General features: G+C 71.9%; 18 protein-coding genes. 16 read left to right on the forward strand and 2 right to left on the reverse strand.

What is annotated here, in order from left to right; translation table 11 throughout:
- The first annotated feature begins 14 nt into the window (after window positions 1-14).
- Genes C6N40_RS01910 through C6N40_RS01920 form a run of 3 tightly spaced genes read left to right on the forward strand, consistent with a single transcriptional unit; the run spans window position 15 to window position 2,396 of the window.
- A complete protein-coding gene (locus C6N40_RS01910; protein ID WP_106989308.1) occupies window positions 15-1,007 on the forward strand; it encodes a sensor domain-containing diguanylate cyclase in 993 nt (330 codons plus the stop codon).
- Window positions 1,004-1,687, forward strand: a complete 684-nt coding sequence (gene purN, locus C6N40_RS01915) for a phosphoribosylglycinamide formyltransferase (RefSeq protein WP_106989309.1) — start codon at window positions 1,004-1,006, stop codon at window positions 1,685-1,687. The genes C6N40_RS01910 and purN overlap by 4 nt, the downstream gene beginning before the upstream one ends.
- Entirely contained in the window at window positions 1,680-2,396 is a 717-nt protein-coding gene (locus tag C6N40_RS01920) for a DUF3108 domain-containing protein (protein WP_106989310.1), read from the forward strand. The genes purN and C6N40_RS01920 overlap by 8 nt, the downstream gene beginning before the upstream one ends.
- Before the next feature lie 7 nt (window positions 2,397-2,403).
- Here the strand turns inward: C6N40_RS01920 and murA are convergent, their stop codons facing one another.
- Together murA and C6N40_RS01930 are read right to left on the reverse strand one after the other, a co-directional pair.
- Window positions 2,404-3,663, reverse strand: a complete 1,260-nt coding sequence (murA, locus tag C6N40_RS01925) for a UDP-N-acetylglucosamine 1-carboxyvinyltransferase (protein WP_106989311.1) — start codon at window positions 3,661-3,663, stop codon at window positions 2,404-2,406.
- Window positions 3,664-3,666: 3 nt separating this feature from the next.
- Window positions 3,667-3,900, reverse strand: a complete 234-nt coding sequence (locus C6N40_RS01930) for a BolA family protein (protein WP_106989312.1) — start codon at window positions 3,898-3,900, stop codon at window positions 3,667-3,669.
- Window positions 3,901-3,968: 68 nt separating this feature from the next.
- Here C6N40_RS01930 and C6N40_RS01935 point away from each other — a divergent pair, with 68 nt between their 5' ends.
- From C6N40_RS01935 to ptsP, 13 genes are all read left to right on the forward strand, one after another.
- The gene (locus C6N40_RS01935; RefSeq protein ID WP_106989313.1) at window positions 3,969-4,970 is read left to right on the forward strand and encodes a KpsF/GutQ family sugar-phosphate isomerase; all 1,002 of its coding nucleotides are present in this window, start codon (window positions 3,969-3,971) and stop codon (window positions 4,968-4,970) included.
- Window positions 4,971-4,984: 14 nt separating this feature from the next.
- The gene (locus C6N40_RS01940) at window positions 4,985-5,518 is read left to right on the forward strand and encodes a KdsC family phosphatase (protein WP_106989314.1); all 534 of its coding nucleotides are present in this window, start codon (window positions 4,985-4,987) and stop codon (window positions 5,516-5,518) included.
- On the forward strand, window positions 5,515-6,081 hold the full coding sequence (lptC, locus tag C6N40_RS01945; RefSeq protein WP_106989315.1) for an LPS export ABC transporter periplasmic protein LptC: 567 nt from the start codon (window positions 5,515-5,517) through the stop codon (window positions 6,079-6,081). The genes C6N40_RS01940 and lptC overlap by 4 nt, the downstream gene beginning before the upstream one ends.
- On the forward strand, window positions 6,057-6,551 hold the full coding sequence (lptA, locus tag C6N40_RS01950) for a lipopolysaccharide transport periplasmic protein LptA (protein WP_106989316.1): 495 nt from the start codon (window positions 6,057-6,059) through the stop codon (window positions 6,549-6,551). Before lptC ends, lptA begins: the two co-directional genes overlap by 25 nt.
- Window positions 6,551-7,270 carry an LPS export ABC transporter ATP-binding protein gene (gene lptB, locus C6N40_RS01955; RefSeq protein WP_106989317.1) on the forward strand — a complete coding sequence of 240 codons (720 nt, stop codon included), beginning with the start codon at window positions 6,551-6,553 and terminating at the stop codon, window positions 7,268-7,270. The genes lptA and lptB overlap by 1 nt, the downstream gene beginning before the upstream one ends.
- Window positions 7,271-7,299: 29 nt before the next feature.
- Window positions 7,300-8,709, forward strand: coding sequence for an RNA polymerase factor sigma-54 (locus C6N40_RS01960; RefSeq protein ID WP_106989318.1), 1,410 nt, complete (start codon window positions 7,300-7,302; stop codon window positions 8,707-8,709).
- Between the two features lie 97 nt (window positions 8,710-8,806).
- Window positions 8,807-9,133 carry a ribosome hibernation-promoting factor, HPF/YfiA family gene (gene hpf, locus C6N40_RS01965; protein WP_106989319.1) on the forward strand — a complete coding sequence of 109 codons (327 nt, stop codon included), beginning with the start codon at window positions 8,807-8,809 and terminating at the stop codon, window positions 9,131-9,133.
- A 4-nt stretch (window positions 9,134-9,137) separates the two neighbouring features.
- A complete protein-coding gene (locus C6N40_RS01970; RefSeq protein WP_106989320.1) occupies window positions 9,138-9,605 on the forward strand; it encodes a PTS sugar transporter subunit IIA in 468 nt (155 codons plus the stop codon).
- 3 nt (window positions 9,606-9,608) lie between these two features.
- Complete coding sequence (hprK, locus tag C6N40_RS01975) at window positions 9,609-10,559, forward strand: HPr(Ser) kinase/phosphatase (protein ID WP_106989321.1); 951 nt, start codon at window positions 9,609-9,611, stop codon at window positions 10,557-10,559.
- Complete coding sequence (gene rapZ, locus C6N40_RS01980) at window positions 10,556-11,431, forward strand: RNase adapter RapZ (protein ID WP_106989322.1); 876 nt, start codon at window positions 10,556-10,558, stop codon at window positions 11,429-11,431. The genes hprK and rapZ overlap by 4 nt, the downstream gene beginning before the upstream one ends.
- 110 nt (window positions 11,432-11,541) lie before the next feature.
- A complete protein-coding gene (locus tag C6N40_RS01985; RefSeq protein ID WP_106989323.1) occupies window positions 11,542-11,934 on the forward strand; it encodes a PTS sugar transporter subunit IIA in 393 nt (130 codons plus the stop codon).
- Window positions 11,927-12,196, forward strand: a complete 270-nt coding sequence (locus tag C6N40_RS01990; protein WP_106989469.1) for an HPr family phosphocarrier protein — start codon at window positions 11,927-11,929, stop codon at window positions 12,194-12,196. The genes C6N40_RS01985 and C6N40_RS01990 overlap by 8 nt, the downstream gene beginning before the upstream one ends.
- On the forward strand, window positions 12,196-13,911 hold the full coding sequence (ptsP, locus tag C6N40_RS01995; protein ID WP_106989324.1) for a phosphoenolpyruvate--protein phosphotransferase: 1,716 nt from the start codon (window positions 12,196-12,198) through the stop codon (window positions 13,909-13,911). Before C6N40_RS01990 ends, ptsP begins: the two co-directional genes overlap by 1 nt.
- Window positions 13,912-14,112 lie beyond the last annotated feature (201 nt).

Here is a 14,112-nt window from a genome sequence, read left to right on the forward strand (position 1 = left end):
CCAAGGAGGCTGCCATGGTTTCCAGCGACAGGCTCAGGGAAGTGATCGCCACCCAGGCGCAGATCGCCCGCCTGGGCTTCGACCTGGGCGGCGTGATGGACCTCGTCGCCGCGCGCACCCTGCCCCTGGTGCGCGCGGACGGCGCCGTGGTCGAGCTGGTCGAAGGCGACGAGATGGTCTATCGCGGGGCCGCCGGCACGGCCGCGCGCAGCCTTGGCACGCGCATCGGCCGGCGCGGCAGTCTGTCGGGCCTTTGCATGGAGCAGGGCGTGGTGCTGCGCTGCGACGATTCCGAAGCCGATCCACGGGTCGACCTCGAAGCCTGCCGGCGGGTGGGCCTGCGTTCGATGGTGGTGCTGCCGCTGATGCACGAAGGCGAGCCCGTGGGCGTGCTCAAGGCGATGTCCAGCCGGCCGGCGGGCTTCGACGACACGGATGCCGAAGTACTGGGCCTGCTCGGCGACGCGGTCGGGGCGGCGATGTTCCATGCCACCCGGCACGTCGCCAGCGACCTCTTCCACCTGGCCACGCACGACCCGCTCACCGACCTGCCCAACCGCGCGCTGTTCGCCGACCGGCTCAAGGCCGCCATCGGCAGCGCGCATCGCCTGGACATTGCGGTGGGCGTGATGATGGTCGACGTGGACGACCTCAAGCCGGTCAACGACGAGTTCGGCCACGCCGCCGGCGATGCCCTGCTGCAGGAATTCGCCAGGCGCCTGTCGGGCTGCGCGCGCGGCTCCGACACGGTCGCGCGGCTCGGCGGCGACGAGTTCGCCGCGGTGCTGGTGCCGCTGCGGCATGGCGATAGCATCCATGGCGCCATTGCCCGCTTCCAGACCGCGCTGGCCCTGCCCTTCGGCTTCCGCGGCCGGGACTTCCCGCTCCGGGCCAGCTTCGGCGGCGCCGTGGCGCTGGCCGAATCCGGCGACCCGCACGACCTGCTCGAGCTCGCCGACCAGCGCATGTACGACGCCAAGCGCGCCCGCAAGCAGTCGACGACGTGACGCAAACTCCCTATCGCCTGGCCGTGCTCGCCTCCGGCCGCGGCAGCAACCTGCAGGCCCTGCTCGACGCCATCGCCGCCGGCGCGCTGCCGGCGCGCGTGGCCGGCGTGTTCTCGGACAAGCCGGCCTGCGGCGCCATCGCCATCGCGCGCGAAAACGGCCTGCACCACGTCGCGCTGCGGCCGCGCGACTTCGCCGACCGCGCCGCCCACGATGACGCGCTGTTCAGCGCCGTGGCCGATGTTCAGCCCGACCTCATCGTCTGTGCGGGATACCTTCGCATCATCACCGAAGCCACGGTGCGACGATTCGAGGACCGCATGATCAACCTGCACCCTTCCCTGCTGCCCCGCCACAAGGGCCTGGACACCCACGCCGCCGCGCTTGCCGCCGGCGACGCCGAGCACGGTGCCAGCGTGCATGCGGTGGTGCCGGCGCTCGACGACGGCCCGGTGCTGGCCCAGGCGCGCATCCCGGTGCTGGCCGGCGACACGCCGGACGCCCTGGCCGGGCGCCTGCGCCCGCGCGAACACGCGCTGCTGGTGGCCTGCGTGGACGCGATCGCCCGCGGCCGCGCCCGGCTGCGCGACGGCTGCTGGGCCTTCGACGGCCGGGCGCTGGCCGCGCCGCTGCGCCTGGGCGACGACGACGCGCTGCACGCGGGGGCCGGCCATGCGTAAGTTCCTGCGCGCCGCCCTCGCCGCCACGTTGCTGGCCCTGCCCCTGCTGGCGGCGGCCGCCGCGCCGCCCAAGCCCTTCACCGCCGACTACGAACTGCGCCGCAACGACCAGGTGCTGGGCGTGGGCCAGATCAGCCTGCGTGCGCTGCCCGACGGCCGCTACGAGCTGACCACCCGCAGCCAGGGCACCCAGGGCCTGGCGGCGCTGGCGGGCCTGGACCGCGAGGAACGCTCGCTGATGCGCTGGACCGGCAGCCAGCTCGAGCTGCTGGACTATTCGATGCGGCAGAAGGCCGCGTTCCGCACCCGCGAGCAGTCGCTGCGGCTCGACCCGGCCAGCCGCACCGTCACCAGCCGGCGCAAGGACGAACAGAAGGAATTCCCGGCCCCGGAAGGCACGCTCGACCGGCACGGCCTGACGGCGGCGATCATGGTGGCCCTGGCCGACGGCCGGCGCGGCGCGCTGCCCTTCGAGGTGGCCGGGCGCGGTGGCGTGGAGGCGCAGACCTATCGCGTCGCGGCGCCGGTGAGGCTGCGCACCGCCATCGGCACCGAGCGCGCGCTGCGCGTCGAGCGCGTGCGCACCGACGGCAGCGGCCGCATCACCAAGCTCTGGTTCGCCCGTGCGCACGGCTGGCTGCCGCTGCGCATCAAGCAGTACGAAGCCGACGGCGAAACCATCGACATGCGCATCACCGCCATCCGCTGAAGGAAATTCAGCCCGGCAGGCGGCGGATCTTGGCGCCGAGGGTGCCGAGCTTTTCCTCGATGTTCTCGTAGCCGCGGTCGATGTGGTAGATGCGGTCGACCACGGTTTCGCCCTTGGCCACCAGGCCGGCCAGCACCAGCGAGGCCGAGGCACGCAGGTCGGTGGCCATGATCGGCGCGCCGGTCATGTGCGGCACGCCGCGGATGATGGCGGTGTTGCCTTCGATGCGGATGTCCGCGCCCAGCCGCTGCAGCTCGTTGAGGTGCATGAAGCGGTTCTCGAAGATCGTCTCGGTGATCACGCCCACGCCGTCGGCGATGGTGTTGAGCGCCGCGAACTGCGCCTGCATGTCGGTCGGGAAGGCCGGGTACGGGGCGGTCGTCAGGTTCACCGACTTCGGGCGGCGGCCGCGCATGTCCACGGTGATGCTGTCGGCCGAGACGTCCAGGTGGGCGCCGGCCTCCTCGAGCTTCACCAGCACCGCGTCCATGATGTCGGCGCGGGTGCGGCGGGCCGTCACGCGGCCGCCGGTCATGGCGCCGGCCACCAGGAAGGTGCCGGTTTCGATGCGGTCGGGCAGCACGTCGTAGTGGATACCGGCCAGGCGGTCGACGCCGCGGATGACGATGCGGTTGGTGCCGGCGCCCTCGATGTCGGCGCCCATGGCGACCAGGCAGTTGGCCAGGTCCACCACCTCGGGCTCCATCGCGCAGTTCTCCAGCACCGTGGTGCCCTGGGCCAGCGCGGCCGCCATCATCACGTTCTCGGTGCCGGTGACGGTGATCATGTCGAACACGTAGCGGCCGCCGCGCAGGCGCTCGGCGCGGGCCTTGATGAAGCCGTTCTCCACGGTGACGTCGGCGCCCAGCGCCTGCAGGCCGCGGATGTGCTGCTCGACCGGGCGCGAACCGATGGCGCAGCCGCCGGGCAGCGAGACCTCGGCATGGCCGAAGCGCGCCACCAGCGGACCCAGCACCAGGATCGAGGCGCGCATGGTCTTGACCAGCTCATAGGGCGCCACGGTGGAGGTTATGAAGCGCGGGTCGGCGGTGATGGTGAGCTTTTCGTCCACCATCAGCTGCACGCCCATGGCGCCCAGCAGCTCCATGGTGGTGGTGACGTCGTGCAGGTGCGGCACGTTGCCGATCGAAATCGGGCCGTCGGCCAGCAGGGTGGCGGCCAGGATGGGCAGCACGGCGTTCTTGGCGCCGGAGATCTGCACCTCGCCCTGGAGCGGCTCGCCGCCGGTAATTACGATCTTTGCCATGCGTCAGCGGTTCGCTTCTTCGGGGGTCAGGGTGCGCAGGGCCAGGGCGTGGATCTCGCCGCCCATGCGTTCGCCGAGCGTGGCGTAGACCATGCGGTGGCGGGCGATCGGCAGCTTGCCGGCGAAGCCGTCGAACACGACGGTAGCCTCGAAGTGCACGCCATCGTCGCCGTTCACGCGGGCAACGGCGCCGGGCAGGCCGGTTTCGATGAGTTCTCGGATCAGGTCGGGATTCATGGGCGAGCGGGGCGCGACGGGCGCGCAGGCCTTACAATGCGGCCCCGCATCATACTCCCTGCGACCGCATGAATGCCCCCGACCATGCATTGAAAGTGTCCGACGAGGCCCTGGTGGCCAGCGGCCGGCAGGTGCTCGAGATCGAGGCCCAGGCCCTGGCGGCCGTGCGCGCCGCCCTGGGCGCCGATTTCGCCGCCGCCTGCCGCCGGATGCTGGCCTGCACCGGCCGGGTGGTCTGTACCGGCATGGGCAAGTCCGGCCACATCGCCACCAAGATCGCCGCCACCCTGGCCTCCACCGGCACCCCGGCCTTCTTCATGCATCCGGGCGAGGCCAGCCACGGCGACCTGGGCATGGTCACCGACGCCGACGTGGTGCTGGCCCTGTCCAATTCCGGCGAGAGCGAGGAGATCCTGGCCATCGTCCCGGCGCTCAAGCGCCAGGGCAACGTGCTCATCACCATGACCGGCCGGCCGGGTTCCAGCCTGGCCCGCCTGGCCGACGTGCACCTCGACGCCCGGGTGCCGGCCGAGGCCTGCCCGCTGGGCCTGGCCCCCACCTCCTCCACCACCGCCGCCCTGGCCCTGGGTGACGCCCTGGCCGTGGCCCTGCTCGAGGCCCGCGGCTTCACCGCCGAGGACTTCGCCCGCTCGCACCCGGCCGGGGCCCTGGGCCGCCGCCTGCTGCTGCACATCCACGACGTGATGCACGCGGGCGACGACGTGCCGGTGGTGCGCGACGACGCCAGCATCTCGGCGGCCCTGCTCGAGATGAGCCGCAAGCGCCTGGGCATGACCGCCGTGGTCGGTGCCGACGGCGTGCTGCGCGGCGTGTTCACCGACGGCGACCTGCGCCGCTGCCTCGACGACGAGGACACCGACCTCAAGTCGACCCCGGTCAGCGCCCTGATGGGTCGCTCGCCCAAGACCATCGGCGCCGATGCGCTGGCGGTGGAAGCCGCACGCCTGATGGAAGAGCACAAGATCAGCGCCCTGGTGGTGGTCGATGCCGACCGCCGCGTGGTCGGCGCCCTGAACATCCACGACCTGCTGCGCGCCCGCGTGGTCTGAGCCGAAGAGAGATCATGAGTCCCGAAGAACTGAACCAGCGCGCCTCGCGCATCCGCCTGCTTTGCCTCGACGTCGACGGCACCCTCACCGACGGCCGCCTGGTCTATGACGGCGAGGGCCGCGAGACCAAGGCCTTCCACGTGCTCGACGGCCTGGGCATGCAGCTGCTCGAGGAGCATGGCGTCACCGTGGCCCTGGTCACCGCCCGCCGCAGCGCCGCGGTGCAGGCCCGCGCCCGCGACCTGGGCCTGCAGCACGTGCACACCGGCGTGAAGGACAAGGCCGCCACCGTGCGCATGCTCTGCGCCAGCCTGGGCCTGGCCGCCAACGAGGTGGCGCACATGGGCGACGACCTGCCCGACCTGCCGGCCCTGGGCCTGGCCGGCCTGGCCGCCGCCCCGGCCAACGCCCACCCGTGGGTGGCCGAGCGCGTGCACTTCGTCACCGCCCTGCGGGGCGGCCAGGGCGCCGTGCGCGAACTGTGCGACCTGATCCTGGTCGCCCAGGGCCACCGCGCCGCCGTGCTGGAGCGCTTCGGCGCGGCATGAGCCGGCGCGCGCTCAATGTCTGGCTGTTGCTGCTGGCCATCGGCCTGGGCAGCTACGCGGCCTGGCAATGGCAGCGCAACCGGGTGCCGCCGGCGGAGCCGGCGCAGCGCTCGGATTACATCCTGCGCGACTTCGAGCTCTCGGCGCTGGGCGACGACGGCCTGGAATCCTTCACCGTCACCGCCCCCTACCTCGAGCGCGACCCGGCCGGCGAAAGCCTGAGCATCCGGCAGCCGCGCTTCGGCTTCCCCAGCCGCGACGGCTACTGGACCGCCCGCGCCGACAACGCCTGGGTCAGCCCCGGGGCCGAGGAAGTGCGGCTGGTCGAAGGCGTCAGCCTGGTCGGCCCGGCCGACCGCTCCGGGCAGCGCACGCGCTTCAGCACCCGGACGCTGTCGGTCTTCCCCGACACGCACCGCGCAAGCAGCGAGGAGCGGGTTACCATCACCCAGGGCAATTCCAGCTTCGCCGGCACCGGCCTGCGGGTGGAGATGGACAACAAGCGCTTCCAGCTGCTCAACGACATCAAGGGACACCTATGCGCCACGCCAGCCAGCTGCTGATCCTCGCCCTCGCGCTCGCGGCCACGCCGGCGCTGGGCAAGTCCAGCGACCGCAACCAGCCGATGGACATCAGCGCCGACCGCACCGACGCCATGCTCGGCGACGACAGCGTGTCCACGCTCGAGGGCAACGTGCGCATCCGCCAGGGCACGCTGGAGGTGGACGCCGCCCGCGCCGAGGTGATCCGCGCGGCGGGCGAGATCAACCGCATCGTGCTCACCGGCGCGCCGGCCGTGCTGCGCCAGGTCTCCGACGCCGGCGAACCGATGGAGGCCACCGCCGGCCGCATCGTCTACATGCTCGGCGACGAGACCATGATGCTCACCGGCAACGTCGTCATCACCCAGCCGCGCGGCACCCTGCGCGGCGAGACGATCAAGTACGACATCAACACCGGCCGCCTCGACGGCGGCGGCGATGGCGCACGCGTGCAGATGCGCATCCTGCCCAAGTCGGCGACCGCGAACTGATGCTCACCGCCACCGGCCTGGCCAAGAGTTACCGCTCGCGCCCGGTCGTGCGCGACGTCGCCATGGAAGTCGAGCCGGGCGCGGTGGTCGGCCTGCTCGGCCCCAACGGCGCCGGCAAGACCACCTGCTTCTACATGATCGTCGGCCTGGTCGGCGCCGACGATGGCCGCATCGAACTCGACGGCCGCGACATCACCGCCCTGCCCATGCACGAGCGCGCCCGCCTGGGCGTCGGCTACCTGCCGCAGGAGGCCTCGGTGTTCCGCAAGCTCACCGTGGCGGAGAACATCGAGGCGGTGCTGGAGCTGCGCAAGGACCTCGACGCCGCCGGCCGCGCAGACGCGCTGGCCGCGCTGATGGAGGAACTGCAGGTCACGCACGTGGCCAACCAGCTCGGCGCCAGCCTCTCGGGCGGCGAGCGGCGCCGGGTCGAGATCGCCCGTTCGCTGGCGGCCAACCCGCGCTTCATGCTGCTCGACGAGCCCTTCGCCGGCGTCGACCCGATTTCGGTGGGCGAGATCCAGAAGATCGTCCGCCACCTCAAGGCCCGCGGCATCGGCGTGCTGATCACCGACCACAACGTGCGCGAGACCTTGGGCATTTGCGACCACGCGTATATCCTCAATGCAGGCACGGTGCTGGCCCGGGGGACCCCGGACGAAGTGCTGGCCAACCCTGACGTGCGTCGCGTCTACCTGGGCGAATCCTTCCGCCTGTAGCCCCGGCGCCGCCGCCCCCGCGGAACGCGATGAAGCCGAGCCTCCAGACCCGCCTAGGCCAGCAGCTGACCCTGACGCCCCAGCTGCGCCAGGCGATCCGGCTGCTGCAGCTTTCGGCCCTGGAGCTGGAAGCCGAGCTCAACCAGGCCCTGGAGTCGAACCCGCTGCTCGAGCGCGGCGACGAGCGCGAGCACGCGCACGGCGAGGAAACCGGTGGCGAAGAGCCCCCGGACGCCGGCGCCGACGCGGCCGAGCCCGACTACGAACCGGCCGAGGCGGTCGAGTGGCAGGAAGCCGCCACCGGCGAGCGCCACTACGAGCGCGGCGAAGGCGAGGACAACGCCACCGCCGCCCCGGTCGACCTGCACGCCCACCTGCTCTGGCAGCTCAACCTCAGCCACCTGGGCCCGCGCGACCTGGCCATCGGCCACGCCCTGGTCGAGGCCATCAACGACGACGGCTACCTCGAAGGCCCGCTGGCCGACATCCAGGCCGCGCTGGCGCCGGAGATCGTCGCAAGCGAGGCTGAGATCGAATGCGTGCTGCACACCGTCCAGCGCCTGGACCCGGTGGGCGTGGGCGCGCGCAGCCTGTCCGAGTGCCTGTGCGTCCAGCTCTCCCTGCTCAGCGCCGAAACGCCCGGCCTGGCCCTGGCCCGCGAACTGGCCCGCGGCCACCTGGACGCCCTGGCCCGGCTCGGCCCGCTGCGCCTGGCCGCCCAGCTGGGCCGGGACGAGGAGGACATGGCCCAGGCCGTGGCCCTGCTGCGCTCGCTCGACCCCCGCCCCGGCAGCCGGGTCGGCGGCGGCGAGGCCGAATACATCGCCCCGGACGCCGTGGCCTGGCGCAACAACGGCGTGTGGAAGGTGGCCCTGGCCGCCGGCAGCCAGCCCCGGCTGGCCATCAACCGCCATTACGAAGGCCTGATCGGCAAGGCCAGCCGCGAGGACGACAGCTACCTGCGCGGGCAGTTGCAGGAGGCGCGCTGGCTGATCCGCAGCCTCGAGACCCGCGCCGACACCCTGCTGCGGGTGGCCCGGGCCATCGTGCGCCAGCAAAGCGGCTTCCTCGACCACGGCAACGAGGCGATGCGGCCGCTCACGCTGCGCGAAGTGGCCGAGGAACTGGGCCTGCACGAATCCACGATTTCCCGCGCCACCACCCGCAAGTACCTGCGCACGCCGCGCGGCACCTTCGAATTCAAGTTCTTCTTCAGCTCCGGCATCGCCACCGAGCACGGCGGCGCGGCCTCGGCCACGGCCATCCAGGCGATGATCCGCAAGCGGGTCGAGTCCGAGGATCCGCGCGCACCGCTTTCCGACCAGAAACTGGCGGAAATCCTCAAGGCCGAGGGCATCCCCGTGGCCCGCCGGACCGTGGCAAAATACCGGGAGGCCATGAACATCCCCGCCTCCAGCGAAAGGCAACGGCTGGGCTGATGAACAAGGAACCTTCCCGTCTTTTGACTCTGGTCACGCCGCGTTAGCAAGCGGCGTGATTAGCTTTGGCTGCACCCCAACCAGGAGGAGCGTGACCATGCGGATCGACATCAACGGCCACCAGATCGAAGTCACCCAGGCCCTTCGCGACTACGTCAACGACAAGTTCGCGCGCGTCGCCCGCCACTACGACCACCATGCCGAGGCGCGGGTCATCCTGTCGGTGGACAAGCTCGAGCAGAAGGCCGAGGCCACCATCGCCACGGCGGGCAAGACCCTGCATGCCGACGCCATCGCCCCCGACATGTACGCCGCCATCGACCTGCTGGCCGACAAGCTCGACCGCCTGCTGATCAAGCAGAAGGAAAAGATGACCGACCACCATCGCGGCGCCTCGGCGGCCCGCACGGACAGCTTCGGCTGACGACGTGCACCTGCTGGACCTGCTCAGCCCGGGCCGCGTGGTCGTGCCCGGGTCCGTCCCCGGCAAGAAGCGGCTGCTCGAAAGGGCGGCCGCGCTGCTTGCCGGTGGCAACCCCGAGGTCGAGCGGGCGGTGTTCGACGCCCTGGTCGGCCGCGAACGCATGGGCAGCACCGGCCTGGGCCACGGCGTGGCCATCCCGCACGGCCGCAGCGCCCAGGTCGCCACCGCCAGCGGCTGCTTCATGCGCCTGCCCGAGCCGGTGGATTTCGGATCACCCGACGGGCAGCCGGTCGACCTGGTCTTCGCCATGGTCGTGCCCGAGCACTTCACCTCGCAGCACCTGGTGCTGCTCTCGCAGCTGGCCGAGATGTTCGGCGAGGAATCCTTCCGCGGCCGCCTGCGTGCGGCGAGCGACGCGGCCGCGCTCTATGCCCTGCTCTCGGGCTGGCAGCCCGCCACCCTCGAGGCCTGAGCCATGGCCGATCGCCTGCGCGCCCGTGAACTCTTCGATGAACTGGGCGAGCGCCTCGAGCTGCGCTGGGTCGGCGGTCAGCGCGGCGGCGAACGCCTGATCGAGCGCGGCGAGCATCTTTCGCGCCGCCCGTCGCTGGCCGGCTACCTCAACGTCATCCACCCCAACAAGGTGCAGATCATCGGCTCGGCCGAGCTGGCCTGGCTCGACGGCCTGGACGCACGCACGCGCTGGGAGATCCTGTTCAAGATCATGGAGTCGCGGCCGCTGGCCCTGGTGATCACCCAGAACCAGAGCTGCCCGGCCGACCTGCGCGAGGCCGCCGAGGAAAGCGAAACGCCGCTGTGGGTGTCGCCGCGGCGCGGCTACGAACTGCTCAACCTGCTGCAGTACCACCTGGCGCGCGCGCTGGCGCCGCGGGTCACGCTGCACGGCGTGTTCATGGAGATCTATTCGATCGGCGTGCTGGTCACCGGCGACTCCGGCGCCGGCAAGAGCGAACTGGCGCTCGAGCTGATCTCCCGCGGCCACCGCCTGGTGGCCGACGACGCCCCCGAGTTCACCCAGATCGCGCCCGACGTGCTCGACGGCACCTGCCCGGAACTGCTGCAGGACCTGCTCGAGGTGCGCGGCCTGGGCGTGCTCAACATCCGCGAGATGTTCGGCGACACCGCGGTGAAGCGGAACAAGTACCTGCGCCTGATCGTGCACCTGGACCAGTCGCCCGAGCAGGGCGAGGAGGCGATGGCGCGCATCACCGGCGAGACCGGCAGCCGCAAGGTGCTCGACCTCGACGTGCCGGTGGTGGCGCTGCCCGTGGCGGCCGGCCGCAACCTGGCCGTGCTCACCGAGGCCGCCGTGCGCCTGCACCTGCTGCGCAGCAAGGGCATCGACCCGGCCGCGGCCTTCCTGGCCCGGCACAGCGCCTTCCTGCAACAAGGGGATCCGCAATGAGCGACGAGACCACGCGCCCGCTGCTTTACGTCATCACCGGCATGTCCGGTTCGGGCAAGTCGGTGGCGCTCAAGACGCTCGAGGACCTCGACGTCTACTGCACCGACAACCTGCCGGTCGAACTGCTGCCGCAGTTCGTCAAGGCCGTGGCCACCGACGCCCTCGACGTGCCGCGTCTGGCGGTGGGCATCGACGTGCGCAACGCCTCCGAGCTCGACCGCATCCCGCAGTGGCTGTCGGCCCTGGGTGAGCTGGGCTTCGAGCACCAGCTGGTGTTCTTCGAGACCCGCGACGAGGTGCTGCTCAAGCGCTATTCCGACACCCGCCGCAAGCACCCGCTCAGCCACGACGGCCTGGCCCTGGCCGACGCCATCGAGCTCGAGCGCCTGCGCCTGCGCCCGCTCAAGGCCATCGCCGACCTGGTGATGGACACCTCCGAGATGAACGTGCACCAGATGCGCCGCGAGGTGACCACGGCGCTGGGCGTGGGCACGCGCCAGGGCATGTCGCTGCTGTTCGAATCGTTCGCCTACAAGAAGGGCCTGCCGGCCGACGCCGACTTCGTGTTCGACGCCCGCGCCCTGCCCAACCCGCACTGGGACGCCCGGCTGCGGCCGCTGTCGGGCCGCGACCCGGCGGTGCGCGACTACCTCGAGCAGGACCCGGTGGTGCTCGACTTCGTCGAGGCCGTCGAAAAGTTCCTCGAAACCTGGGTGCCCCGTTTCGAGGCCGGCACCCGCAGCTACCTGACCATCGCCTTCGGCTGCACCGGCGGCCGGCATCGCTCGGTCTACCTGGCCGAACGCCTGGCCGCGCACTGCCGCGCCCGGGGTCGCGAGCACGTGCTCACCTTCCACCGCGAGCTCGAATAGCCCGGCGGGCGCCCGGGGACAGGTGCAATTTCCCCACTGCATCGCCGGGTTGACGGAATTGCCCCGGGGGAAATTGCACCTGTCCCCTACCGGTCTGGTAACTTTCCAACATGTCCGTCGGAATACTCCTGCTGAGCCACCCCGGCATCGGTCCGGCCGTCCTCGCCGCCGCGCAGCGCGCACTGGGCGGGCTGCCGCTGGCCGCCGGCGCCTTCGAGGTGCCCTGGGAGTCCGACCCGGAGGCCTTGCTGGCCGATGCCAGCGCCGCGATGCGCCGGGTCGACGGCGGCGACGGCGTGCTGCTGCTCACCGACCTCTACGGCGCCAGCCCGGCCCGGCTGGCGGCGAAGCTGGTGCACCTGGGCACGGCGGCGCGGCGGGTCAGCGGCCTGTCGCTGCCGATGCTGCTTCGGGTAATGAATTATCCTGAGCAAACCCTGGAAGAACTCGCGCGTACGGCTGCCGCCGGCGCCCGCAATGGAGTGGTGGCCGACGATGCTTGAGCGTGAACTGCGTGTGTCCAACAAACTCGGCCTGCACGCACGCGCCGCCGCCAAGCTCGTGCAGCTGCTGTCGGGCTTCAAGGCCCAGGCCACCCTGCTCGGCCGCGGCCGCGAGGTGAACGCCAAGTCGATCATGGGCGTGCTGCTGCTGGCCGCGCCGCCGGGCGCCACCCTGGTGATGCGGGTGGACGGCGACGACGAGGCCGAGGCCCTTGCCGCCGCCGCCGCGCTGTTCGAGCGCGGCTTCGACGAGGACGGCTGATGCGGCGCGCGCTGCGCGGCGTGAGCGCCTCGCGCGGCATCGCGCTGGGCCGCGCACGCGTACTGCAGCCGCGCGCGCTTTCGGTTGAGGAAAGCCGGATCGGCGCCGACGAGGTGCCGGCCGAACTGGCGCGCCTGCGCGCCGCGCTCGACGCCACCCGCGCCGAACTGCGCGCCCTGCGCGAACGCCTGCACGGGGCGCTGGCGCACGAGGTCGGCGAGTTCATCGACCTGCACACGATGATCCTCGACGACCCGGAGCTGCTGCAGGGCCTGGAGGACCTGGTGCGCACCGGCCGCTACGGCGCCGACTACGCGCTGCGCCTGCAGCGCGACCGGCTGGCGGCGGTGTTCGAGGGCATGGATGACGACTATTTCCGCAGCCGGGTCGAGGACCTCGACCACGTGATCGGCCGCGTGCACGCCGCCCTGCACCGGCGCGAGGGCGAAGAGATCGCGGGCCTGGCCGGCGAGATCCTGGTGTGCGAGTCGGTGGCGCCTGCCGAGCTGGCCGCCTGGCAGGCGCGCGGCGTGGTCGGCGTGGCCACCAGCACCGGCAGCCCGCTCTCGCACAGCGCCATCCTGGCCCGCAGCCTGCACCTGCCGCTGCTGGTGAACGTGCCCGAGCTGCTCGCGCACGCCAACGACGGCGACGCGCTGATCCTCGACGCCAGCCTCGGCGAACTGGTGCTCGACCCGGGCCCCACCGACCTCAAGCGCTACCACGCCCGGCAGGCCGAGATCGGCCGCGAGCGCGCCGAGCTGGCCCGGCTGCGCCGCCAGCCCACGCGCACCCGCGACGGCGTGGACATCCGGCTCTACGCCAACGCCGAGTCGCGCGAGGACGTGGCCGAGGCGCACGGGCTGGGCGCCGACGGCGTGGGCCTGTACCGCACCGAATTCCTGTTCCTGCAGCGCAATGAGCTGCCCACCGAGGAAGAGCAGTTCCTGGCCTATCGCGACCTGGTGCTGGGCATGGCCGGGCGGGTGGCGACGATCCGCACGCTCGACCTGGGCGCCGACAAGGCCGACCGCACCGGCCTGGCGCTGCGCAGCGAGCCGAACCCGGCGCTGGGCCTGCGCGGGGTGCGGCTGTCGCTGGCGCACCCGGCGCTGTTCACGACGCAGCTGCGGGCGATCCTGCGCACCAGCGCCTACGGGCCGGTGCGCATCCTGGTGCCGATGGTCAGCGGCCGCGAGGAGATGCTCAAGGTCTGCGAGCTGCTCGAGCAGGCCCGCGCGCAGCTGCGCACCGAGGGCCACCAGGTGGGGCCGGTGGCCGAACTCGGGGCGATGATCGAGGTGCCGGCGGTGGCGCTGGGCCTGGGCGACATCGTCGACCTGGTCGACTTCGTGTCGGTGGGCACCAACGACCTGGTGCAGTACCTGCTGGCCACCGACCGCAACCACGAGGCGCTGGCCGAGCTCTACTCGCCGCGGCACCCGGCGGTGCTGCGGCTGCTGGCCGAGATCTTCGCCTTCGGCCGCCGCAACGGCATCCCGGTGGCCGTCTGCGGTGAAATGGCCGCCGACGCCGCCAACGTGCCGCTGCTGCTCGCCCTGGGCCTGCGCGACTTCAGCCTGCACCCTTCGACCCTGCTCGAGGTGCGCAAGGCCATCCGCGACGCCGACCACGCCAGCCTCCGCCGCCGCGCCACCACCCTCCTGCGCTGCCACGACCGCGCCGCCATCGAGCGCTGGCTCGACCGCTGCTGAGCCCCCACGACCAACTGCAGGAGCGCCTTCAGGCGCGAAGCTTTTGTCTGTTCCGGCTTGGGCGACTCGCCACTTTCGCGGGTGGAGGCCGAAGGGAAAGCGGGAGCCACGCCGCGTCCCTGAAGGCCGCCCGCGACAACCGGAGCGACGGCGTGCACGCGTACGACTCGACGAAGTGGAGGGCAGGATGCCCGAACGGCC

The organism is Arenimonas caeni, assembly GCF_003024235.1.
GTDB classification, from domain to species: Bacteria; Pseudomonadota; Gammaproteobacteria; order Xanthomonadales; family Xanthomonadaceae; genus Arenimonas; species Arenimonas caeni.